Raw genomic sequence first — 20,984 nt, forward strand, 5'->3', positions numbered from 1 at the left:
ACCATTGAAGGATCAATTATCCGACTTTATTCATTTTATGACAGTAGAGAGAGGGCTCTCTGAAAATACCATTGTCTCTTATAAAAGAGATTTACAGAACTATTTGTCTTTTTTAATGAAGCATGAACAATTGACAGATGTAAAAGACGTCACACGCCTTCATATTATTCATTATTTAAAACAGTTAAAAGACGAGGGGAAATCGAGTAAAACGTCCGTCCGTCATCTATCATCGATACGCTCCTTTCATCAATTTTTGCTCCGTGAAAAAGTGACAACAGATGACCCGTCATGGAACATTGAATCACAAAAAACAGAGCGGAAATTACCGAAAGTTCTATCATTAGATGAGGTAGAAAAACTGCTCGATACACCTAAGCAGCAAACACCATTTGACTACCGTGACAAAGCCATGCTCGAACTTTTATATGCAACAGGTATTCGCGTAAGTGAAATGCTTGATCTGACTCTTGCAGATGTGCATCTGACCATGGGGTTTATCCGCTGTTTTGGAAAAGGAAGAAAAGAGCGGATCGTGCCTATTGGTGAAGCTGCTGCAAGTGCGATTGAAGTGTATATAGAAAAAGGCAGAAACAAGCTGCTCAAAAAACAGCCGGCCGATGCTTTGTTTCTGAACCATCACGGAAAAAAAATGTCGCGGCAGGGCTTTTGGAAGAACTTAAAGAAACGAGCCATAGAAGCAGGTATTCAAAAAGAATTGACGCCTCATACGCTCAGACATTCATTTGCGACACATTTGCTTGAAAACGGTGCGGATCTTAGAGCCGTACAGGAAATGCTCGGACATGCCGATATTTCTACTACACAAATTTACACACATGTCACAAAAACAAGATTAAAAGACGTGTATCACAAATTCCATCCAAGGGCATAAGTAAAGCATGGCACGGTGAACGTGTATCATGCTTTTTTATGTTTGGACCGTTTATGGTTGTCAATTGACTTGAAAACGGTTTATACTTGAGATGTCTGACCTCTCCAGTTGTGAAAGGTGAAAGGACAAGAATATTGAAGGAGGCGCTTTTTTATGCCTGATTATCAGTATAAACGTATTTTCCTCATTGTGATGGATTCAGTAGGAATCGGGGAAGCACCTGATGCTGCTGATTTTAATGATGTAGGTGCAGATACACTTGGACATATTGCTGAAAAAATGAACGGGCTTCATATGCCGAATATGGCGAAGCTTGGGCTAAGTCATATTAAAGAAATTAAAGGAATTCCAGCGGACGAAAAACCGCTTGCGTATTATGGAAAAATGCAAGAAGCATCCAATGGGAAAGACACAATGACAGGACATTGGGAAATCATGGGTCTTTACATCGACACACCATTTAAAGTCTTTCCAGACGGCTTTCCAGATGAACTGTTAAATGAATTAAAAGAAAAAACAGGGCGCGGCATCATTGGAAATAAACCAGCGTCTGGTACAGAAATTCTGGATGAGCTTGGCGAAGAGCACATGAAAACAGGCGATTTAATCGTTTATACTTCAGCAGATTCTGTGCTGCAAATTGCTGCACACGAAGAAGTTGTGCCATTAGACGAACTTTACCGCATTTGCGAAATCGCACGTGAACTGACTTTAGATGAAAAATATATGGTAGGGCGCATCATCGCTCGTCCATTTGTCGGGGAGCCGGGGGCATTTGTTAGAACACCAAATCGTCATGACTATGCATTAAAACCATTCGACCGTACCGTCATGAATGAATTGAAAGATAATGGACTTGATGTCATTGCGATCGGAAAAATCTCTGATATTTATGATGGTGAAGGAATCACCTCTTCACTCAGAACGAAATCCAACATGGATGGAATGGACAAGCTAGTGGAGACGCTGAAAACAGACTTTACTGGGCTGAGCTTCTTAAATCTTGTCGACTTTGATGCGCTTTATGGACATAGAAGAGATCCAGAAGGCTACGGTAAGGCACTAGAGGAATTTGACGCACGTCTACCTGAAGTGTTTGATCTATTAAAAGAGGATGATCTGCTTGTGATCACGGCAGATCACGGAAATGACCCGGTTCATCACGGAACAGATCATACAAGAGAATACGTTCCGCTTATTGCTTACAGCAAAAAGCATCAAGAAGCGAATGAGCTACCAACAGCGAAAACATTTGCTGATCTTGGGGCAACGGTAGCAGATAATTTTAAATCAACGCTGCCAAAATACGGCACAAGCTTTTTATCTAAACTCAAATAGGGGGAAATCACGTGGGAGCACAGTTTTCAGAAGCGGCGGCATATATTAAACAAGCATCGACATATGTACCAACAGTTGGATTGATTTTAGGTTCAGGTCTTGGCATTTTAGCCGATGAGATTGAAAATCCAATCAAATTGAAATATGAAGATATTCCTGGATTCCCTGTTTCAACAGTAGAAGGGCATGCAGGCCAGCTCGTCATTGGAACGCTGAAAGGCACGGTCGTTTGTGCCATGCAAGGACGTTTCCATTACTATGAAGGGTATGATATGAAGCAGGTGACATTTCCTGTCCGTGTGATGAAAGAAATCGGCATTGAAACATGTATTGTGACAAATGCAGCGGGCGGTGTGAATACATCCTTCCATCCTGGCGATCTCATGCTGATTACAGATCATATCAATATGATGGGAACCAATCCTTTAATTGGACCAAACGACAGTCAAGGGGTTCGTTTCCCTGATATGTCTGCACCGTATGATAAAGATTTGCTGGCACTTGCAGAGAAAACGGCTAAACATTTAGGTATATCTGTGCAGCAAGGGGTTTATGCAGGAATGACAGGCCCTTCATATGAAACGCCGGCAGAGGTTCGTTTCCTCAGAACGCTTGGCGCTGATGCAGTCGGTATGTCGACTGTGCCAGAAGTGATTGTGGCACGTCATGCAGGCATAAAAGTACTTGGTATTTCATGCATCTCTAATGCGGCTTCAGGTATTTTAGATCAGCCGCTTTCTCATGATGAAGTGATCGAAGTGACGGAAAAAGTGAAAGCAAGTTTCCTTGATTTAGTGAAAGAAGTTGTCAAACAACTCTCATAGTTCGCGTGAAAAAGCCTTCTGTTCATGAAACAGAGGGCTTTTTTTTATGGCAATCAAACGATCTCTGAATAAAACAGCCTTTATGAGGAAAAAATAGAAAGGATTACGATAATGGAGGTCTGCCACTTGAAACGTCATATATGTGCATTGTTTACTTTAATGATCCTTATCTCAATGGTTTCACCATCAGCGATGGCAAAAGAAAAGATTGAAAAGCCAGGAGAAAAACAAACATCAGAATTGGCGCATGAAGCCAAATCAGCGATTTTAATGGAACGTGACACGGGAAAAGTGCTTTACAACAAAAACAGTGATGAAAAGCTTGCCCCTGCAAGTATGACCAAAATCATGACGATGCTTCTCATCATGGAAGCGATGGATCAAGGGAAATTAAAAATGACTGATAAAGTAAGAACGAGCGATCATGCAGCATCTATGGGAGGCTCACAAATTTTCCTTGAACCGGGAGAAGAAATGACGGTTAAAGACATGCTAAAAGGCATTGCGATTGCGTCAGGAAACGATGCTTCGGTTGCCATGGCAGAACATATTGCTGGATCTGAAGAACAGTTTGTTGAGCAAATGAACAAAAAGGCAAAAGAGCTTGGGCTCACCTCAACGGTCTTTCAAAATCCAACAGGACTTCCTGAAAAAGATCATTACAGCACGGCTCATGATATGGCAAAAATGGCGAAAGAGCTGTTGAAATATGAAGAGATCACCAAGTTCACAGGTGTATACGAAGACTATCTTCGTCAGAACACGGATAAAAAATTCTGGCTTGTGAATACAAACCGTCTCATTAAATTTTATCCAGGTGTGGATGGGGTGAAAACAGGGTTTACAGGCGAGGCGAAATACTGTCTAACGGCTTCCGCTAAAAAAGGGAACATGCGCGTCATTGCTGTTGTATTCGGCGCAAGCACGCCAAAAGACAGAAATGCCCAAGTCGTCAAAATGCTGGATTACGCCTTTAGTCAATATACAACGCACCCTCTGTACAAGCGTGGTCAAGATGTAGCAGAGATCAAAGTGAGCAAAGGGAAAAAGAAAAAAATTCAGCTTGTCACGTCTGAACCGATTTCTCTTTTAACGAAAAAAGGCGAAAATGTCGATCAGATCAAAAAAGAAATTAAATTAACTCAAGATGTCACAGCCCCATTTTCAAAAGGAACGAAACTTGGCACCATCATCTTGAAAAAAGATGGAAAAGTGCTTCATGAAAGTCCTGTTGAAGCGAAAGAAGATATGGAAAAAGCCGGTGTTTGGACGTTCTTCAAACGGGCGATGGCCGAATTTGTTAAATGGAAGTAAAAGGTGAAAGACTGCTGCAACTGGCAGTCTTTTTTGCTATGAACGAAAAGAACATCTAAATGTGACGAATGATCACTAGTTTTGTCATGGTGAAGGATTTGCATGTGAAGAAAGAGAAACATTCTTTATCCGAAAATAGAGCAAGGAGGAAGAAAAGATGAGCCTTGGTATTGATTTTCAAATAAAAGAGAGCGTACTTTGCATTCGGTTGACAGGGGAGCTTGATCATCACTCCGCAGAGACATTGAGACAAAAGGTGACGAATTATTTGGAAACAGAGGACATTCGCCACATCGTGCTGAATTTAGCTGATTTATCGTTTATGGACAGCTCTGGCCTCGGAGTGATTTTAGGAAGATACAAAGAAATTAAACAGCTTGGCGGTGAAATGGTCGTCTGTGCGATCTCGCCGGCGGTGAACCGTTTATTTGATATGTCCGGCTTGTTTAAAATTATTCGTATGGAGCCTTCAGAGCAAACTGCGCTACAAACATTGGGGGTGGCATCATGACAAATGAAATGAATTTGACTTTTTCTGCTTTAAGTCAAAACGAATCTTTTGCAAGAGTAACGGTGGCAGCATTCATCGCTCAGCTCGATCCAACATTAGATGAGCTAACAGAAATCAAAACAGTCGTATCAGAGGCGGTCACGAACTCGATCATTCACGGGTATGACGGGAATCCAGACGGCAAGGTGCACATTAGCGTCACACTGGATGACCATATTGTGTATCTGACGATTCGAGACGAAGGCATGGGCATTTCAGATCTTGAGGAAGCAAGGCAGCCGCTTTTTACGACGAAACCAGATTTAGAGCGTTCCGGGATGGGTTTTACGATCATGGAGAACTTTATGGATGATGTCATGGTGGACTCATCTCCAGAAATGGGCACAACGATCCGCTTAACAAAGCATCTATCAAAAAGCAAAGCGCTTTGTAATTAAGGAGCTGCTCATATGGATGTGGAGGTAAAAAAGCAAGCAAAAAAAGCACAGCTGTCTAATGATGAAGTGAAACAGCTCATCAAAAAAAGCCAAGACGGAGATCAACAAGCAAGAGACCTCCTCGTAGAAAAAAACATGCGTCTTGTTTGGTCCGTTGTTCAGCGCTTTTTAAATAGAGGATATGAACCAGATGATCTGTTCCAAATAGGCTGTATTGGCCTGCTGAAATCTGTTGATAAATTTGATTTGTCTTATGATGTGAAGTTTTCGACCTATGCCGTTCCAATGATCATTGGTGAAATTCAGCGTTTCATTCGTGATGATGGAACCGTCAAAGTCAGCAGGTCCTTAAAGGAACTTGGAAATAAAATTAGGCGGGCAAGGGACGAATTGTCTAAATCTCATGGACGAATGCCGACTGTTCAGGAAATCGCTGAATATCTGGACATCACACCTGAGGATGTTGTCCTCGCTCAAGAAGCGGTCCGCTCACCATCATCAATTCATGAAACCGTGTATGAAAATGACGGCGATCCGATTACGTTGCTCGATCAAATTGCCGATCATTCAGAAGAAAGATGGTTTGATAAAATTGCGCTGAAAGAGGCGATTAAAGAATTAGAAGAGCGCGAGAAACTGATTGTCTATTTAAGGTATTATAAAGACCAAACACAATCAGAAGTAGCAGAAAGACTCGGAATTTCCCAAGTGCAAGTCTCACGGCTTGAAAAGAAGATTTTAAAACAAATCCAAATGCAAATGGATCAAAAAGACAGCTAGCCAATTCGGCTGGCTTTTTTTGTGTGGTAATTACCGGTAAATCAAGTTCTTACAGTATGAGAACCATTTTTCACCACATACTATTTTTAACCCATCGTATAGGAAGTGACTTGGATGGACGGACAAATCTTTATTCGGCTGCGCCATCGGATTAAGACTGGTAATGATCAGCTTATTTATTTAGAGGATATCGCCCAAATCACTGGAGATGACAGTGCTGTGCAAAAGCTGAGCAAAATGCCGATATACCATGTCAGCAAAAAGGATCGTCACATCGTTGTGTTAGATATCATGCATGTGGTCAAAACGATCAAAAAAACATGGCCTGACATTGACATTCAAACAGTCGGAGGCTCAGAAGCCATTGTTGAAATAGACACAGGCAAACGCCAGCTGTCCCCCGTATTATTCGTGTTTGTATGGCTCCTCTTATTTGTCGGAGCGGCCCTTGCCATCATGAATTTCCATGAGGATGTTAGTATGCGGCTTGTTCATATCCGCCTTTACGAGATGATTACTGGAAACACGGTTGAGCATCCTTATTTATTACAAATTCCATATAGCTTTGGACTCGGTTTTGGCATGATTTTATTTTTCAATCATGTGTTTAAAAAGCGTTTAAACGAAGAGCCAAGTCCGCTTGAAGTGGAAATGTTTAAATATCAGCTCGATCTTGATCATTATGTCGCACTCAATGAAAACAAAGAAACATTGAAAGATATTCATGATCGGTAAATGGCTTTTTGTGGTGCTTGTTGGGCTCGGCGGCGGTTTAACGGTAGGGGCAGGATTTGTGGCGTTTCTCACAGTGCTTGGTATTATCCCTCGATTAATGCAATTAACGAAAACGCAGCGTTTCATTCAAGGATATGAGGCTGCCGTGATAAGTGGAGCGGTCGTTGGCGGCTGGGCTACTTTAAGTCAAGTCCATTTGCATTTATCCAAATGGCTAGCGCTTCCGATCGGTCTTTTATCTGGCATTTTTGTCGGCATGCTTGCAGCCGCACTCACTGAAGTGTTAAATGTACTTCCTATCTTAACGAAAAGAATTGGAATGGACGGGAAAATTGTGCTGCTGCTCATGGCCATCGTCTTAGGGAAGGTGTTTGGCTCGTTATTTCATTGGCTTATTTATATTTAAAAATGTGGAGGGAACAACAAGTGTCAAGTTTAAAAGAGAACTATCCATCTAAAGTGAAAACGTATCAGCCGAAACCTCCTTATGTACTAAACTGCATCAAGGCTTTTCTTGTCGGCGGTTTGATTTGTGCGATAGGCGAGGGATTGCAAAATTTCTATATTACCTTTTTCGATTTTAATGAAAAGACAGCAGGGAATCCAACGGTGGCAACCCTTATTTTAATTTCTTCTATTTTAACTGGTATTGGTATTTACGATAGAATCGGCCAGTTTGCTGGAGCGGGATCAGCTGTACCGGTGACAGGATTTGCAAACAGTATGACAAGTGCGGCTCTTGAGCATAAAAGTGAAGGGCTTGTGTTAGGTGTAGCGACCAACATGTTTAAACTGGCTGGGAACGTCATTGTGTTTGGTGTCGTCTCGGCATATGTCGTAGGGATTATTCGATACGTCTTGGAAAAGATGTTTTCGTAGGAGGAATAAAACGTGAAACTAACAGGTAAGCAATCTTGGGTATTTGAACACAAGCTTTATGTGAATGCGGAAGGAACAGCTGCAGGACCGAAAGAAAAAGAAGGCCCAATCGGTCATCTCATTGATAAAACTTATGATGAAATGCACTGTTATCAAAAGAACTGGGAAATGGCTGAAAGGCAGCTCATGGATGATGCCATATCAATGGCCTTATCAAAAGCGAATTTGCAAAAAAGTGATATTGACCTTTTGCTGGCAGGAGATTTACTGAACCAAAACGTGACAGCCAACTATGTGGCAAGAGAACTCAAAATCCCGTTTCTTTGTTTATTTGGTGCCTGCTCCACATCTATGGAATCAGTCGCCATTGCCTCAGCGCTAGTAGATGGTGGCTTTGCCAATAGAGCGCTTGCTGCCACAAGCAGTCACAACGCGACAGCAGAGCGGCAATTTCGTAATCCAACAGAATATGGCGGGCAAAAACCCGATACAGCAACAAGTACAGTGACAGGGAGCGGTGCTGTCGTCATCAGCCAAGAACCTTCCCAAATTCAAATTACAAGTGCCACCGTCGGACGGGTGATGGATCTTGGGATTACAGATCCATTCGATATGGGTTCGGCTATGGCGCCTGCAGCGGCAGACACAATCAAACAACATTTAGAAGACTTAGGAAGAACAGTAGATGATTATGATCTCATCTTAACAGGAGATCTATCTGGAATTGGATCGCCTATTTTAAAGGATCTTCTCAAAGAAGATGGCATTCAGCTTGGACGGAAGCATGATGATTGCGGATTAATCATATACACACCTGATCAAAATGTATTCGCTGGAGGCAGCGGCTGTGCCTGCTCAGCTGTCGTGACATTCAGTCACATCTTTCAAGAAATGAAAGCAGGGAATTTGCAAAGAGTATTGGTTGTGGCAACCGGGGCGCTTCTCAGCCCAATGATGGTTCAGCAAAAAGAGACCATTCCAACCATTGCGCATGGAGTTGTATTTGAGCGTGCAGGAGGAGAAAGCTAATGGATTATTTGATTGCTTTTGTTGCAGGCGGACTGATTTGCGTGATCGGCCAGCTTTTACTTGATGTACTGAAACTCACACCGGCACATGTCATGACCACCTTTGTTGTGGCGGGGACGATTTTAGACGGGTTTGGTATTTATGATAAATTTATTGAATTTGCAGGAGCGGGTGCTACCGTCCCTATCGTAAGCTTTGGTCATAGCTTGCTTCATGGGGCGATGCATCAGGCTGATGTCCACGGATTTATTGGAATCGGAATTGGGATTTTTGAGTTAACCTCTGCTGGAATATCAGCTGCGATTTTATTTTCATTTATCATTGCACTTATCTTTAAACCGAAAGGATAACCTAATATGGGGCAAAGACGCAAAGTCATTTTAGTGACAGACGGAGATATATATGCTGCCAAAACGATTGAGCTTGTCGCAAAGAAAGTCGGCGGAAGATGTATTTCCAGCTCAAAAGGGAATCCGAGCAAACGAACAGGACCAGAACTGGTCCAGATGATTTTGAAAACGCCGTATGACCCAGTGTTTGTCATGTTTGATGATTCTGGCTTAACAGGTGAAGGAACAGGGGAGACGGCGATGAAGCACGTAGCACGTCACCCTGAAATTGAAGTGATTGGCGCCATTGCAGTGGCATCTAAAACCCATCAAGCGGAATGGACAAAGGTACATGTCTCCATTGACCGGGAAGGTGAACTGACAGAATACGGCGTTGACAAACATGGACTTCCAGAAATGGAACCACACAAAATGAGTGGAGATACAGTGTATTGTCTCGATTCACTACAGCTTCCGATTGTTGTCGGCATTGGAGATATTGGCAAGATGGGACGGAAAGATGATCTAAGCAAAGGGTCCCCCATCACAATGAAGGCAGTCGAATTAATTTTAGAAAGGAGCGGTTTCCATGAAGAAAGACAAGGTGCACGTGTACCGAGATCCGAAGAAAAATGAAGATTTTTTCAAAGACAATGTCGGGATGGGTCTTAGCTTTGACCTTGGCGTTCGGAAAATTTATGTCCATGATCAGGAAATCCAGCTTTACTATGTAAATGGATTATGTGATACACAATATGTGATCTATTTATTAAAAGAACTGATTGAAATCAATGACAACGAACCTGAATCAGATGATCTTGCACGTGTGGTAGAAAACCGTCTTGTCAATCAGCAAGTCTCAAAAGTTGAAACGCTTGATGAGGCAGTGGATCAAGTGCTGTCTGGACTTGTGGCAGTCGTTGTCGAAGGTGAAAATTACGCATTTATTATTGATGTCAGGAGCTACCCTGGCAGAATGCCGGAGGAACCGGATACAGAAAAGGTTGTCAGAGGTGCAAGAGACGGCTTTGTTGAAAACATCATTGTGAACACAGCACTCATTCGCAGAAGAGTGCGGGATGAAAAACTGCGATACAAAATGCTTAAAGTAGGCGAGCGCTCTAAAGCAGACGTCTGTGTTTGTTATATTGAAGACATTGCTGACCCTGATCTTGTTGATATTATCGAAAAAGAAGTGTCTGGGATCAAAGTTGACGGACTGACGATGTCTGATAAAACAATAGAAGAATTTATCATTAAGCAAGGATATAATCCCTTCCCGCTTGTGCGATACACCGAGCGCCCAGATGTAGCCGCTAACCATATATTAGAAGGGCATGTCATCATCATTACGGATACATCCCCTAGTGTCATCATTACACCAACCACTATTTTTCATCACGTTCAACATGCTGAAGAATACCGCCAGGCGCCAGCGGTTGGGACTTTTTTAAGATGGGTGCGTTTTTTAGGCATCTTATGTTCTACTTTTCTTTTGCCGATCTGGTTTCTTTTTATTCTAGAACCGAATCTTCTGCCAGACAATCTAAGCTATATTGGATTTAACAAACCCTCCCATATCCCTGTCATTCTCCAAGTATTCCTTGCTGATTTTGGGGTGGAATTTTTACGAATGGCGGCCATCCATACGCCGACCGCCTTGTCGACTGCCATGGGCTTGATTGCAGCCGTTTTAATTGGACAAATTGCAATTGATGTCGGTTTATTTACACCAGAGGTCATATTATACGTCTCGCTAGCAGCCATCGGCACATTCACCACTCCAAGTTATGAACTGAGTGTCGCTAATAAAATCATCCGACTGATCATATTAGCACTAGTAGCGATCTTTAAGCTGAATGGACTGATCATCGGTTTTACGCTGTTACTTATTTATTTAACATCCATTCGTTCCTTACAGACACCTTATATGTGGCCGTTCATTCCTTTTAATGGAAAGGCTTTGTGGCAAGTGCTCATTCGGACGTCTGTACCTGGCTCAAAAGTAAGGCCAAGCATCGTTCACCCTCAGAACAGATCAAAAATTCCGCCAAATTCTTAACGCTCGTTGAAAGTGGCTGAAGATTGTGATATTGTATTTTTAACTTTGAGAAACGGCAAAAGGCAGCTTGTGCAGCTGTCTTTTTTCAGCCGAGGCGGAGAAAGAGGGAATGACATTGTATTTACACGGCACTTGCAGACAAAATGAACTCGGACATTTAGAAATTGGTGGTGTTGATGCCGTTTCTTTAGCTGAAACGTATGGGACACCACTTTATGTATATGATGTGGCTTTAATACGGGAGCGTGCAAAAAGCTTTCAGAAAGCATTTATTGAAGAAGAACTAAAAGCTCAGGTGGCATATGCGAGTAAGGCGTTTTCTTCTATTGCCATGTTCCAGCTGGCAAAAGAAGAAGGCTTATCACTTGATGTCGTTTCAGGCGGGGAGCTGCACACAGCCATTTGTGCCGGTTTTCCAGTAGAAAAAATTCATTTCCATGGTAACAACAAAAGCAGAGAAGAATTAAAGATGGCACTAGAGCACGGAATTGGCTGTATTGTCGTTGATAATTTCTATGAAATGACGCTCATTGAACAGCTTGGTCAAGAGCTGTCAAAACAGGTGAAAGTACTACTCCGCATCACGCCGGGTGTCGAAGCACATACGCATGACTACATTACAACAGGTCAAGAAGATTCAAAATTCGGTTTTGACCTTCATAATGGACAAGCAGACGAAGCGGTGAAACAAGTGCTTAAATCAGAAGTGATCGAGCTCTTAGGTGTTCATTGTCATATCGGCTCACAAATTTTTGATACGGCTGGTTTTGTCCTTGCGGCAGATAAGATTTTCTTGAAGCTAGATGAATGGAGAGAATCATTTGGCTTTATTTCCACAGTGCTGAACTTAGGCGGAGGTTTTGGCATCCGTTATACAGAAGAGGATGAGCCACTGCCTGCGACTGAATATGTGGAGAAAATTATTCAAGCGGTGAAAGAAAATGTAGGCCGCTATGAATTTGAGATGCCTGAAATTTGGATTGAGCCAGGCCGTTCACTTGTTGGAGATGCAGGAACCACTCTTTATACGATCGGCTCATCCAAACATGTACCTGGCATTCGCGATTATGTAGCCATTGACGGCGGAATGAGTGATAACATTCGACCTGCTTTATATCAAGCGAAATATGAAGCAGCGAGCGCCAATAAAATGAGCCAAACGCATGATCAAACTGTGTCCATTGCAGGGAAATGCTGCGAGAGTGGAGATATGCTCATTTGGGATATTGATCTGCCAGAGTTATCACAGGGAGACTTATTAGCTGTCTTTTGTACAGGAGCTTATGGCTACAGCATGTCAAACAACTATAACCGTATCCCGCGCCCGGCTGTAGTATTTGTAGAAGATGGGGAAGCGCAGCTTGTCGTTGAGCGTGAGACATATGAGGACATTGTCAAATTGGATTTACCTTATCAATCAAAAGTGAAATCATCGACTTAAAAAAAGCTGCCTGATCATCAGGCAGCTTTTTCTATGACATTTATTTTCCACCAGTAAATACAGAGACGATCGCGTTCCAAATGGAGACAAAGAAATCCCAAATTTTCTGTAGAAGGTTTTTCCCTTCATCTGATTCTATGAATTTTGTAATCTTGTCTTTTGCTTTATCAATTTGAGATCCGACTTGTTTCCAATCGATATTGATATTTTTCATTTTATCGAAGAGAGAGACAAGTTGATCTTTTTGGTCCTGCGTCAGATTTAAGTTCAAATCAGAAGCGGCTTGATCTACTTTTTCTTCCACTTCTTTTGTTGTTTTAGGAACTCCATTTTTGGCAATGTCATCTTTGATTTTTGCAATCAGAGCAGAAGCATTGTCTTTTCCAATAGAGTCACCCAATTTAGATGTTGTTACAAGCTCTTCGTTAGCCACCTGTTTCACATCTTCGGGAATGGCTTTGTCGCTTGACACCTCATAGGCTTTTAATAAACCTGTCAGTGCTGCTGTGCCAGATACTTCAAACGGCGCCGTCACGACAACCTTTGCATCTTTCACGCCTGCGGTCATTAAAGCATTTAAATACATCTCATCTGTAATGGTCTTAATGTTATGTGTATCCACAGTCAGACCCGTACCTGATTTTTCAATAGTAATAGATGAAGATGATAATGCTCGAGTCCCGATTTGAGAGCGAGGGATATACTTTCCTAAATATTCGTGCTCTTCTTTATTGGTTACTTCAATTTTTGTCGCATTTTCAGGTGGATTCAACTCGTCAAGCACCTTCTGGCGATCAGCCGGTGTTAAGTCTTGCCCGAGTGTGACGATGACATCGCCGACAGCTGCATCCGCTAAGCTGACTTTTGGCGCACCAATCAGTAAAAGGAGCGCTGCCATCATACCAAGCATTGTTTTTTTAAACATGTTGACCTCCTTCAAGTCGAAAGCGTTTCTCGATGGTGAGAAACTCATCTTTTGAGTACATGATTTGAATCGTACTTCATCATATAGACGTAACAAATCAGTCTGACGTTTCAATTATCTTTTAAAGATGTTTGAAACCTCCAATATGATGAAGTGTTTTGCTCAGTCTGTGATCATTTCCTTAGGAGAAAAGGATCAAGCTCTTTTATTTTATCAATGTTGGCAAAAGAGGTAAATCACATTAGGTAAGCAGGGGATGTTTAACATCACCGAAAATGTGCTATAATGAGCGTTGTTTAACCTGAAAGGAGAATGTGAAAAATGGCGAAAAAAGGATACATACAATTAACGAATGGAAAGAAAATTGAGTTTGAACTGTACCCAGAGGCTGCTCCAGGTACAGTAGCAAACTTTGAAAAATTAGCGAATGAAGGCTTCTACGATGGATTGAAATTCCACCGCGTGATCCCAGGGTTCGTAAGCCAAGGCGGCGATCCAAACGGTAATGGAACTGGAGGACCTGGTTACACCATTAAATGTGAAACAGAAGGAAACCCTCATCAGCACGAGAGAGGTTCATTATCAATGGCACACGCTGGTAAAGACACTGGCGGCAGCCAATTCTTTATCGTACATGACCCACAGCCGCACTTAAACGGTGTTCACACTGTTTTTGGTAAAGTAACATCTGGTATCGAGGCTGTTCTTGACATGGAACAAGGTCAAGGGATGGAAAAAGTCGAAGTTATCGATGCTTAATCCAAAACACCGCTTAATTGCGGTGTTTTTTTATTTTAAATCTGATGTTCCTGTGATCTGTGCCGTGAAGCGGTAGGTGATCATCCAATATAAAAGGGCTAAGGCGCTGATAGAGGCTCCAAATAAACATACCCCATTCCAGCCAGCGTTTGCGTATATGTTAGTTGATACAATAGAACCGAGCGCACTGCCGAGGGAATAAAAAATCATATAAGCAGCAGTCAGCCGGCTTCTCGCCTCAGGCCGGACCATGAAAATCATACTTTGATTGGTCACATGAACGGCCTGCACAGATAGGTCAAGAATGACGATACCAACGATTAATAAAATGAGGGAATATTCAGTGAAAAAAATAAAACACCATGAAAAGAGTAATAGGACAAGGGCGATGCACGTTGTTAACTGTCCTAAGCCTCGATCAGCAAGGCTTCCAGCTCGAGCGGCACCTAATGCTCCGGCAACTCCAGCAAGGCCAAATGCACCAATCGCCGTATGTGACAGATTGTATGGCGTAGTGCTGAGAGGCAGCACAAGTGAAGTCCACAGCGTGCCAAACACAACAAAGATCAGAAAACCCAGTACGCCACGAATACGTAGAATTCGTTCTTGTCTGAACAATATAAACATTGAAGCGAGCAAGTTCACATAGGATATGGAGACTCTCTTGTTGTCAGCACGAGGAAGATACCGGTACAACACGCCAGTGATGATCAGCATCATCACGCCGGAAACGAGATAGACTGATCTCCAGCCGGCGAGATCGGTTAGTACACCAGCAAACGTTCGTGCGAGAAGAATACCAATCACAATTCCACTTTGAACCAAGCCCACTATGCGGCCACGTTCTTCAGGAGCGGCCCATGTCGCTGCGAATGCTACGAGTACCTGAGTGACTACAGCGAGCAGTCCCACCGCAGCTAGTCCTATAAACAGGACGGTGGCGGTAGGGGCGATACTGACTAGAATGAGAGATAACACGGATACTAGCATTTGAGCTACGATGAGCCGCCGTTGGTTGAACAGATCACCAAGTGGTACGATCAGTAGCAGTCCTAGCGCATAACAAAGCTGAGTAATCGTAATGACCATACCAACGGATGAATAGCTGATACCAAACTCGGATGCGAGGGAGTCTAATAATGGCTGTGCAAAGTATATGTTTGCAACTGCCATCCCGGAGGCTGTCGCAAACAGTAGAGCCATATTGCGAGTCATCGTTGATCGGGTGGTTATTTGTAAATGAGTCGTTTCCAGATCAGAATGTTCAACGGCATTCATCTTTTCTTTTTTCATGCATGTCATCCGCTCCTTTTGTACTGAAAAGTATAATATACTGATCGATATAGAATGATTCCTGTTAAGGATAACCATAGAAACGTTTTAAAGTCAAGATGATATAGTGAAGATCGTAGTCGGTTTGACAATGATATGTCAATAAAATAAAATGATAATGTACCGATGAGTAAAAACGTTATAAGAAATAGATGATTGATTTAGTGAAGAGATTTTTATGATAGAAATGAGGGTTGATAATGGTTCGACAACGGGAATTTGATGAGGAAAAAGCGTTAGATGAGGCCTTGTTGCTTTTTTGGGAGAAGGGGTACAGAGCCACTACATTAAGCGACTTAACTGCAAAAATGGGAATACAGCGGCCAAGCTTATACTCAGCGTTCGGTGATAAAGAGGAATTGTTTGAAGCAGCATTACGCAAATATACAACTCAGCATGCAGCACATATTCGATCAAAACTGCAAAACAATCTATCTGCAAAGGAAGCATTTCATACATTATTTGCTGAATTAGTAGAAGAGGAATATGGAGATGGGCCGAGTAAAGGGTGCTTCTGCATCAATACAATAGTCGAGCTTGCCCCCCACGAAGAGAAATTTGAAATTCTCACAAGAGAGCATCAAATGTATCTTTCGGTCATTTTTGAAGAAAAAATTGTACAAGGTATTCGCTCGGGTGAGCTCGAAAGCAGTCTGAATGCCAAAGCCTTAGCACAGGCGCTGGTTGTTTCTTTTATTGGACTTACAGTCCTCATGAAATCTCGCCCAGAGCGTTCATTTGTAGATCATTCTGTAGCGACGATCCTATCCATATTGAAATAAATAGTCTATATAAAGAAAGCGTATTTTGATCAATTGATTAAAACACGCTTTTTCTTTTAGGGTGTGATGGACACGTTTTTGTGATATGATAAGAGAACAAACATTCGTATTCGTGAGTGTCACCATATGTAGCTCTAAAAATAAGTGAAAGTGCACATCTAAAAAGCGTGTGATCATGCTGAAAGAAAGCAGGAGATACTTTGAAACCATTAACAAAAGAAGAAAAAAATCAGATGATGATTGCTATTCAGCGTTACTTTGCTGAAGAACGAGAAGAGGAGATTGGTGAATTAGCAGCCATCAATCTATTAGAATTTATCACAAAACATCTTGGAAGCTACTATTATAATCAAGGGGTTCGTGACAGCCGAAATATCGCTGTTCAAAGATCTCAATTGTTAGAGGAAGATCTATTCGCATTAGAGAAAAGATTATAATCAAAAAGCTCGTCTTTCTTGTTCACCCTGCTAACAGATAAAGAGGAAAAAAGACCCCCTTAATAAAGAACGCATATTCGTATCATATGTAATGATGAAAAGGTGGAACCAAAAGTCCACTTGAATCGTTATATAAGTAACCATTAATGAAAATCAGCTTTTTTGGTTTTATTTCATCAAAAGAAGGAATAGAACATACAAATAGGCGAAGTGCAGATGATGGAGGTTCTAAATATGGGGAAAATTAAATTGAAAATCGCAATCTTATTTGTTTTACTGCTTTGTTTAGGCGCAGGTTATTTATACATGAATGGCATGAAAATTGAAGATGTGCCAACAGCCATTGGCGAAAGTTTAACGAATAATGATAAAGATTACACAATCTATGAATATACCATTACAAAAATTGATGGTGATGAGTATTACGGTCAAGCCAAAAATGGCACGAAAATCATTTTTAACGGGAAGAAATTTGAAGATGATGTGGCCGATCTGAAAAAAGGCGATCGTATTAAAGCATACTTTAGTAATGAAAAAAGAATAGACGGTCTTATAAAAGTAGTAAAAGTCGTCAATTAACAAGTCTCCTTTCCTATAGGGAGGCTCTTTTTATGAACAGATGAATAAATCTTGATTGTTGCATTTGACCACAAGGATCGCTATAATAGCCCCTAAGGACAGCTAAATATCGATTGTATCCTTCGGGGCAGGGTGAAAATCCCGACCGACGGTAATAAAGCAAATGCTTTACAGCCCGTGACCCGTTAATTTATTAACGGTTGATTCAGTGAGAAGCTGAAGCCGACAGTGAAAGTCTGGATGGGAGAAGGATAACGAAAGCTATGCATGAACAAAAAATATGTGTTGATCATAGTTTTATTTCTAATGCAAAAAAACCAAAGCCCCGGAATTTTTCCGGGGCTTTCTGTATGTCAATATAGTCATCGCATGCAGTGTTTATTAGGTGATCCCTCATCTTGTATGGACCATAAAAAGCGACGAAGGTGTTCAATCGATCACATGTCCCAAACATCGCTTTTTCATAAAGTGAGAAATACAAAAGAAAGAGAAAGGGAGGATCACATGTTTACGGGGATTATTGAAGAAGTGGGTACAGTCCAGTCATTGAGCAAAAGATCCGCAGATGCCATGGAAATCATCATCAAGTGCAGTCGTGTACTAGAAGATGTTCACCTAGGCGATAGTATCGCCATCAATGGCGTTTGTCTCACTGTCACAAGCTTCACAAAAGAACAGTTTGCGGCAGATGTGATGCCTGAGACGGTCAAAGCGACATCACTTGATCAGCTTGCGCCAGGTAGCCAAGTGAATTTAGAGCGAGCGATGTCATCAAATGGACGATTCGGCGGTCATTTTGTTTCAGGCCATGTTGATGGAACGGCTGTGATTACCCGTGTAGAAAAGAAGAGTAATGCCATTTACTATGATTTGAAAATGGACAAGACCCTCACAGATATGCTCACAAAAAAGGGATCGATCGCAATAGACGGCGTCAGCTTGACTATTTTCGATTTGCGAGATGCTCATGTGACAGTTTCTATCATTCCACATACGCTTGAAGGAACTATTTTCCCGACTAAATCTATGGGGGATGTAGTAAATATTGAATGTGACATGATCGGTAAATACATTTATCGCTTTTTAACAAAAGAGCAAAACGAAAAGCAGCCATCACGATTAACCCCATCATTTTTAAAAGAGCACGGATTCTAGGAGGCGATTGTATGTATCATTCAGTTGATGAGGCAGTAAATGCCCTGAAACGAGGAGAAATCATTATCGTAGTAGATGATGAAGACAGAGAAAATGAAGGAGACTTTGTGGCACTTGCTGAGCATGCAACGCCGGAAGTCATTAACTTCATGGCTTTACATGGAAGAGGTCTTATTTGCACACCAGTTCATGCCTCGATTGCGAAACACTTGGATCTGCATCCCATGGTCGAGCGAAATACGGATGCACATCATACAGCATTTACAGTGAGCATCGACCATACGTCAACGACAACTGGTATAAGTGCTTTTGAGCGCTCAACGACCATATTGGCCATGTTAAATAAAGAGTCAAAACCAGAAGATTTTGCCCGACCAGGTCATGTTTTCCCTCTTATTGCGAAAGAGGGAGGCGTAGTAGAAAGACCAGGTCATACAGAAGCGGCCGTTGATCTTGCTAAACTTGCGGGTTCAGTGCCAGCGGGTGTCATATGTGAAATTATGAATGCAGATGGAACCATGGCCCGCGTACCCGAACTACAAAAAATTCAAAAAGAACACGATTTAAAGATGCTGACGATTGAAGCATTGCAGGCATATATAAACAAGCAAACAACGACAATGAAAACAAAATAAAAATCACAAAAAAGGATGATGAACATATGAATACAATACAAGGTAATGTAGTAGCAGAAGGATTAAAGTTTGGAATCGTCGTCGCTAGATTTAATGATTTTATTACAAGCAAACTGCTAGATGGAGCAGAAGATACATTGCTCAGACACGGAGCAAACGGTGACGATATTGATGTCGTGTGGGTGCCGGGGGCTTTTGAAATTCCGTATATGGCAAAAAAACTAGCAGAAACAAAAAAATATGATGCAGTCATTACACTTGGAACCGTGATTCGCGGGGCAACATCACATTACGATTATGTTTGTAATGAAGCGGCTAAAGGAATCGCACAAAGTGCCATCTCAACAGGGGTGCCGATTATCTTTGGTGTACTGACAACAGAATCTATTGAACAAGCCATTGAAAGAGCCGGTACAAAGGCTGGAAATAAAGGCAGTGAATCGGCTGCAGCTGCTATTGAAATGGCCAACCTAAATCGAACGTTTCGTTAATTTGATGAAAAAGAGTTTAAAAACAACCTAAAAGTGTTTATAATGTGTGATGAGCAAGTGATTCATAAGACATTTGCTGGAGAATAGGATAATTTTAATATTGAGGGGTATATATGTTAATTCGTTACAAGAGGTCTTTTGAAAAAATTGCCATGGGACTCCTGTCCTTTATGCCGGGTGAGAAAGACGTCAAACAGCTTCAGCAGACGATAAAGTCGTATGAAATGGATGAAGATCGGCAGCTGTTCCTTTGGAAAGATGGTGAGGATATCGTCGGTGCGATTGGTGTGCTGAAAACAGACGACCAAGTACAAATCGAACATATTAGTGTCAATCCGTCCCATCGTGACCAAGGCATCGGCAAGGAAATGGTATTAGCCGTGGAAGAAGTATTCAAAACGAAAACACTCATTCCAAATGAATTAACGCAAGGCTTCTTTCATAAGTGTCACAATGAAACAAACTAAATATCACACATGTAAAAGCAGAGGTTATATGCCTCTGCTTTTTTTACGTTCCATCTGCTTTTCACGTTCAAGCAATACGTCCGTCCGATCACGCAGTCTATGCTTTTCAATTAAGAATGTATGGGATAAGTTGCTCTCCTGTCCGAAGGTTAAGCCTTCTTTTTCCGCCATCTCTTGGCATAAAGAAAGAAGCGTTTCATCTCGGATTGGCAGCATCACACTTTCGTAGGGCATGTCTTCATCGATTTTCTTTTTCAGTGTTCTCAGCAGTAAAAGAAATGCCTCTTCATCAAGACCTAATTCTGTTAGTACGTTCCGGTCCGAATCTAATATATGAAGGCTGTTTGAAATCAGCCGTTTTGCTCCTTTTCCATTTCCTCGTCTTTGATGATACAAAGCAACAGCAAGCTGAATGAGACCCACCCAGTACTTTTTGCGCTGATGAGGAGGATCTTCTTTCCAAAATTCTTCAAGAATTTCATGACACTCAAAATAATCTCTTGTCGTATGAAATTCATGTAAAAAAGCCACGTACGCTTTAGGATACACAGCGGTCATCTCCTTTTCCACTATCAGTCTAACATACCGAAAAGAAAAGAAGAAAGAGCGCCCCTTTATGAAAGGACGCTCTGTTTCTTTAATAAACCCAAGCCGCGCCAACGATGATCAGCAAGATGAACAGCACAACAATAAGCGCAAATCCTCCGCCGAAGTAATAACCATCTCCCATAATGTTACGGCCTCCTTTTTCATCAGTTCTGATTACAATGGTATTCTATGTATAAATGCCCTCATTGGTATGGGCGAATCCACTGTTTTTCTTTTTTTGCCTGCTGCCTCATGGTCGA

General features: G+C 41.8%; 27 protein-coding genes and 1 riboswitch. Of the genes, 23 read left to right on the forward strand and 4 right to left on the reverse strand.

Annotated elements, in window-relative coordinates; genetic code table 11:
• Positions 1 to 4: 4 nt before the first annotated feature.
• From xerD to lysA, 15 genes are all read left to right on the forward strand, one after another.
• Positions 5 to 895: a site-specific tyrosine recombinase XerD gene (gene xerD, locus KFQ09_RS18055; protein WP_178896879.1), complete on the forward strand. Its 891-nt coding sequence runs from the start codon at positions 5 to 7 to the stop codon at positions 893 to 895.
• 153 nt (positions 896 to 1,048) lie between these two features.
• Complete coding sequence (deoB, locus tag KFQ09_RS18060; protein WP_058214176.1) at positions 1,049 to 2,233, forward strand: phosphopentomutase; 1,185 nt, start codon at positions 1,049 to 1,051, stop codon at positions 2,231 to 2,233.
• An 11-nt stretch (positions 2,234 to 2,244) separates the two neighbouring features.
• Entirely contained in the window at positions 2,245 to 3,057 is an 813-nt protein-coding gene (locus KFQ09_RS18065) for a purine-nucleoside phosphorylase (RefSeq protein ID WP_019743098.1), read from the forward strand.
• Positions 3,058 to 3,216: 159 nt separating this feature from the next.
• Positions 3,217 to 4,371, forward strand: coding sequence for a D-alanyl-D-alanine carboxypeptidase family protein (locus KFQ09_RS18070; protein WP_201297801.1), 1,155 nt, complete (start codon positions 3,217 to 3,219; stop codon positions 4,369 to 4,371).
• Between the two features lie 157 nt (positions 4,372 to 4,528).
• The gene (gene spoIIAA / locus KFQ09_RS18075) at positions 4,529 to 4,882 is read left to right on the forward strand and encodes an anti-sigma F factor antagonist (protein WP_008344431.1); all 354 of its coding nucleotides are present in this window, start codon (positions 4,529 to 4,531) and stop codon (positions 4,880 to 4,882) included.
• Positions 4,879 to 5,319, forward strand: coding sequence for an anti-sigma F factor (gene spoIIAB, locus KFQ09_RS18080; protein ID WP_007501052.1), 441 nt, complete (start codon positions 4,879 to 4,881; stop codon positions 5,317 to 5,319). The genes spoIIAA and spoIIAB overlap by 4 nt, the downstream gene beginning before the upstream one ends.
• Positions 5,320 to 5,331: 12 nt before the next feature.
• Positions 5,332 to 6,099, forward strand: coding sequence for an RNA polymerase sporulation sigma factor SigF (gene sigF / locus KFQ09_RS18085; RefSeq protein ID WP_007501051.1), 768 nt, complete (start codon positions 5,332 to 5,334; stop codon positions 6,097 to 6,099).
• A gap of 114 nt (positions 6,100 to 6,213) precedes the next feature.
• Positions 6,214 to 6,834, forward strand: coding sequence for a stage V sporulation protein AA (locus KFQ09_RS18090; RefSeq protein ID WP_024718931.1), 621 nt, complete (start codon positions 6,214 to 6,216; stop codon positions 6,832 to 6,834).
• A complete protein-coding gene (locus KFQ09_RS18095) occupies positions 6,824 to 7,240 on the forward strand; it encodes a stage V sporulation protein AB (protein WP_007501049.1) in 417 nt (138 codons plus the stop codon). Before KFQ09_RS18090 ends, KFQ09_RS18095 begins: the two co-directional genes overlap by 11 nt.
• 20 nt (positions 7,241 to 7,260) lie before the next feature.
• A complete protein-coding gene (gene spoVAC / locus KFQ09_RS18100) occupies positions 7,261 to 7,713 on the forward strand; it encodes a stage V sporulation protein AC (RefSeq protein WP_008344436.1) in 453 nt (150 codons plus the stop codon).
• Between the two features lie 12 nt (positions 7,714 to 7,725).
• Positions 7,726 to 8,742: a stage V sporulation protein AD gene (gene spoVAD, locus KFQ09_RS18105; protein WP_008344437.1), complete on the forward strand. Its 1,017-nt coding sequence runs from the start codon at positions 7,726 to 7,728 to the stop codon at positions 8,740 to 8,742.
• On the forward strand, positions 8,742 to 9,092 hold the full coding sequence (gene spoVAE / locus KFQ09_RS18110) for a stage V sporulation protein AE (protein ID WP_007501045.1): 351 nt from the start codon (positions 8,742 to 8,744) through the stop codon (positions 9,090 to 9,092). The genes spoVAD and spoVAE overlap by 1 nt, the downstream gene beginning before the upstream one ends.
• Before the next feature lie 6 nt (positions 9,093 to 9,098).
• The gene (locus KFQ09_RS18115; RefSeq protein WP_007501044.1) at positions 9,099 to 9,707 is read left to right on the forward strand and encodes a stage V sporulation protein SpoVABEA; all 609 of its coding nucleotides are present in this window, start codon (positions 9,099 to 9,101) and stop codon (positions 9,705 to 9,707) included.
• Positions 9,661 to 11,133 carry a spore germination protein gene (locus KFQ09_RS18120; RefSeq protein ID WP_007501043.1) on the forward strand — a complete coding sequence of 491 codons (1,473 nt, stop codon included), beginning with the start codon at positions 9,661 to 9,663 and terminating at the stop codon, positions 11,131 to 11,133. The genes KFQ09_RS18115 and KFQ09_RS18120 overlap by 47 nt, the downstream gene beginning before the upstream one ends.
• Positions 11,134 to 11,248: 115 nt before the next feature.
• Positions 11,249 to 12,574: a diaminopimelate decarboxylase gene (gene lysA / locus KFQ09_RS18125; RefSeq protein WP_212338412.1), complete on the forward strand. Its 1,326-nt coding sequence runs from the start codon at positions 11,249 to 11,251 to the stop codon at positions 12,572 to 12,574.
• 40 nt (positions 12,575 to 12,614) lie between these two features.
• On the opposite strand, the gene KFQ09_RS18130 is transcribed toward lysA, so the two are convergent.
• Positions 12,615 to 13,499, reverse strand: coding sequence for a DUF1002 domain-containing protein (locus KFQ09_RS18130; protein WP_017359791.1), 885 nt, complete (start codon positions 13,497 to 13,499; stop codon positions 12,615 to 12,617).
• Between the two features lie 321 nt (positions 13,500 to 13,820).
• Between KFQ09_RS18130 and KFQ09_RS18135 the strand changes: the two genes are divergently transcribed.
• Positions 13,821 to 14,258 carry a peptidylprolyl isomerase gene (locus KFQ09_RS18135; protein WP_007501040.1) on the forward strand — a complete coding sequence of 146 codons (438 nt, stop codon included), beginning with the start codon at positions 13,821 to 13,823 and terminating at the stop codon, positions 14,256 to 14,258.
• Between the two features lie 30 nt (positions 14,259 to 14,288).
• Here KFQ09_RS18135 and KFQ09_RS18140 read toward each other — a convergent pair whose 3' ends face one another.
• Positions 14,289 to 15,551 carry an MFS transporter gene (locus KFQ09_RS18140; RefSeq protein WP_129548449.1) on the reverse strand — a complete coding sequence of 421 codons (1,263 nt, stop codon included), beginning with the start codon at positions 15,549 to 15,551 and terminating at the stop codon, positions 14,289 to 14,291.
• Between the two features lie 239 nt (positions 15,552 to 15,790).
• Between KFQ09_RS18140 and KFQ09_RS18145 the strand changes: the two genes are divergently transcribed.
• The 7 genes from KFQ09_RS18145 (at position 15,791) to KFQ09_RS18175 (ending at position 20,136) form a co-directional block, all read left to right on the forward strand.
• A complete protein-coding gene (locus tag KFQ09_RS18145) occupies positions 15,791 to 16,372 on the forward strand; it encodes a TetR/AcrR family transcriptional regulator (RefSeq protein WP_046343886.1) in 582 nt (193 codons plus the stop codon).
• Positions 16,373 to 16,572: 200 nt separating this feature from the next.
• On the forward strand, positions 16,573 to 16,809 hold the full coding sequence (locus KFQ09_RS18150) for a DUF2164 domain-containing protein (RefSeq protein WP_144625442.1): 237 nt from the start codon (positions 16,573 to 16,575) through the stop codon (positions 16,807 to 16,809).
• A 234-nt stretch (positions 16,810 to 17,043) separates the two neighbouring features.
• Positions 17,044 to 17,388, forward strand: coding sequence for a hypothetical protein (locus KFQ09_RS18155; RefSeq protein WP_008344451.1), 345 nt, complete (start codon positions 17,044 to 17,046; stop codon positions 17,386 to 17,388).
• 114 nt (positions 17,389 to 17,502) lie between these two features.
• Positions 17,503 to 17,644: riboswitch (FMN riboswitch) on the forward strand.
• Positions 17,645 to 17,892: 248 nt separating this feature from the next.
• Positions 17,893 to 18,543, forward strand: coding sequence for a riboflavin synthase (gene ribE / locus KFQ09_RS18160; RefSeq protein ID WP_026050106.1), 651 nt, complete (start codon positions 17,893 to 17,895; stop codon positions 18,541 to 18,543).
• Positions 18,544 to 18,554: 11 nt separating this feature from the next.
• The gene (gene ribB / locus KFQ09_RS18165; RefSeq protein WP_017359786.1) at positions 18,555 to 19,178 is read left to right on the forward strand and encodes a 3,4-dihydroxy-2-butanone-4-phosphate synthase; all 624 of its coding nucleotides are present in this window, start codon (positions 18,555 to 18,557) and stop codon (positions 19,176 to 19,178) included.
• Positions 19,179 to 19,204: 26 nt separating this feature from the next.
• Entirely contained in the window at positions 19,205 to 19,669 is a 465-nt protein-coding gene (gene ribE / locus KFQ09_RS18170; RefSeq protein ID WP_007501031.1) for a 6,7-dimethyl-8-ribityllumazine synthase, read from the forward strand.
• 113 nt (positions 19,670 to 19,782) lie between these two features.
• On the forward strand, positions 19,783 to 20,136 hold the full coding sequence (locus tag KFQ09_RS18175) for a GNAT family N-acetyltransferase (RefSeq protein WP_017359785.1): 354 nt from the start codon (positions 19,783 to 19,785) through the stop codon (positions 20,134 to 20,136).
• Positions 20,137 to 20,160: 24 nt separating this feature from the next.
• On the opposite strand, the gene KFQ09_RS18180 is transcribed toward KFQ09_RS18175, so the two are convergent.
• Positions 20,161 to 20,685 (reverse strand): DUF309 domain-containing protein, encoded by a 525-nt coding sequence (locus KFQ09_RS18180; RefSeq protein WP_072367786.1) that lies wholly within the window; start codon positions 20,683 to 20,685, stop codon positions 20,161 to 20,163.
• Between the two features lie 88 nt (positions 20,686 to 20,773).
• Positions 20,774 to 20,866 carry a YjcZ family sporulation protein gene (locus tag KFQ09_RS18185; protein WP_008359694.1) on the reverse strand — a complete coding sequence of 31 codons (93 nt, stop codon included), beginning with the start codon at positions 20,864 to 20,866 and terminating at the stop codon, positions 20,774 to 20,776.
• Positions 20,867 to 20,984 lie beyond the last annotated feature (118 nt).

Origin of the sequence: Bacillus sp. FS02 (assembly GCF_024398395.1) — a bacterium.
Classification (GTDB): Bacteria; Bacillota; Bacilli; order Bacillales; family Bacillaceae; genus Bacillus; species Bacillus altitudinis.

Excerpts from the sequence above, each read along its gene's own strand:
- spoVAE (WP_007501045.1), top strand. The coding sequence starts at position 8,742 with ATGGATTATTTGATTGCTTTTGTTGCAGGCGGACTGATTTGCGTGATC.
- sigF (WP_007501051.1), top strand. The coding sequence starts at position 5,332 with ATGGATGTGGAGGTAAAAAAGCAAGCAAAAAAAGCACAGCTGTCTAAT.
- ribE (WP_007501031.1), top strand. The coding sequence starts at position 19,205 with ATGAATACAATACAAGGTAATGTAGTAGCAGAAGGATTAAAGTTTGGA.
- KFQ09_RS18095 (WP_007501049.1), top strand. The coding sequence starts at position 6,824 with ATGATCGGTAAATGGCTTTTTGTGGTGCTTGTTGGGCTCGGCGGCGGT.
- KFQ09_RS18175 (WP_017359785.1), top strand. The coding sequence starts at position 19,783 with ATGTTAATTCGTTACAAGAGGTCTTTTGAAAAAATTGCCATGGGACTC.
- KFQ09_RS18115 (WP_007501044.1), top strand. The coding sequence starts at position 9,099 with ATGGGGCAAAGACGCAAAGTCATTTTAGTGACAGACGGAGATATATAT.
- ribB (WP_017359786.1), top strand. The coding sequence starts at position 18,555 with ATGTATCATTCAGTTGATGAGGCAGTAAATGCCCTGAAACGAGGAGAA.
- KFQ09_RS18090 (WP_024718931.1), top strand. The coding sequence starts at position 6,214 with ATGGACGGACAAATCTTTATTCGGCTGCGCCATCGGATTAAGACTGGT.
- spoIIAB (WP_007501052.1), top strand. The coding sequence starts at position 4,879 with ATGACAAATGAAATGAATTTGACTTTTTCTGCTTTAAGTCAAAACGAA.
- KFQ09_RS18130 (WP_017359791.1), bottom strand. The coding sequence starts at position 13,499 with ATGTTTAAAAAAACAATGCTTGGTATGATGGCAGCGCTCCTTTTACTG.
- KFQ09_RS18145 (WP_046343886.1), top strand. The coding sequence starts at position 15,791 with ATGGTTCGACAACGGGAATTTGATGAGGAAAAAGCGTTAGATGAGGCC.
- KFQ09_RS18155 (WP_008344451.1), top strand. The coding sequence starts at position 17,044 with ATGGGGAAAATTAAATTGAAAATCGCAATCTTATTTGTTTTACTGCTT.
- ribE (WP_026050106.1), top strand. The coding sequence starts at position 17,893 with ATGTTTACGGGGATTATTGAAGAAGTGGGTACAGTCCAGTCATTGAGC.
- KFQ09_RS18120 (WP_007501043.1), top strand. The coding sequence starts at position 9,661 with ATGAAGAAAGACAAGGTGCACGTGTACCGAGATCCGAAGAAAAATGAA.
- KFQ09_RS18135 (WP_007501040.1), top strand. The coding sequence starts at position 13,821 with ATGGCGAAAAAAGGATACATACAATTAACGAATGGAAAGAAAATTGAG.
- KFQ09_RS18140 (WP_129548449.1), bottom strand. The coding sequence starts at position 15,551 with ATGAAAAAAGAAAAGATGAATGCCGTTGAACATTCTGATCTGGAAACG.
- KFQ09_RS18070 (WP_201297801.1), top strand. The coding sequence starts at position 3,217 with ATGATCCTTATCTCAATGGTTTCACCATCAGCGATGGCAAAAGAAAAG.
- spoIIAA (WP_008344431.1), top strand. The coding sequence starts at position 4,529 with ATGAGCCTTGGTATTGATTTTCAAATAAAAGAGAGCGTACTTTGCATT.
- deoB (WP_058214176.1), top strand. The coding sequence starts at position 1,049 with ATGCCTGATTATCAGTATAAACGTATTTTCCTCATTGTGATGGATTCA.
- KFQ09_RS18185 (WP_008359694.1), bottom strand. The coding sequence starts at position 20,866 with ATGGGAGATGGTTATTACTTCGGCGGAGGATTTGCGCTTATTGTTGTG.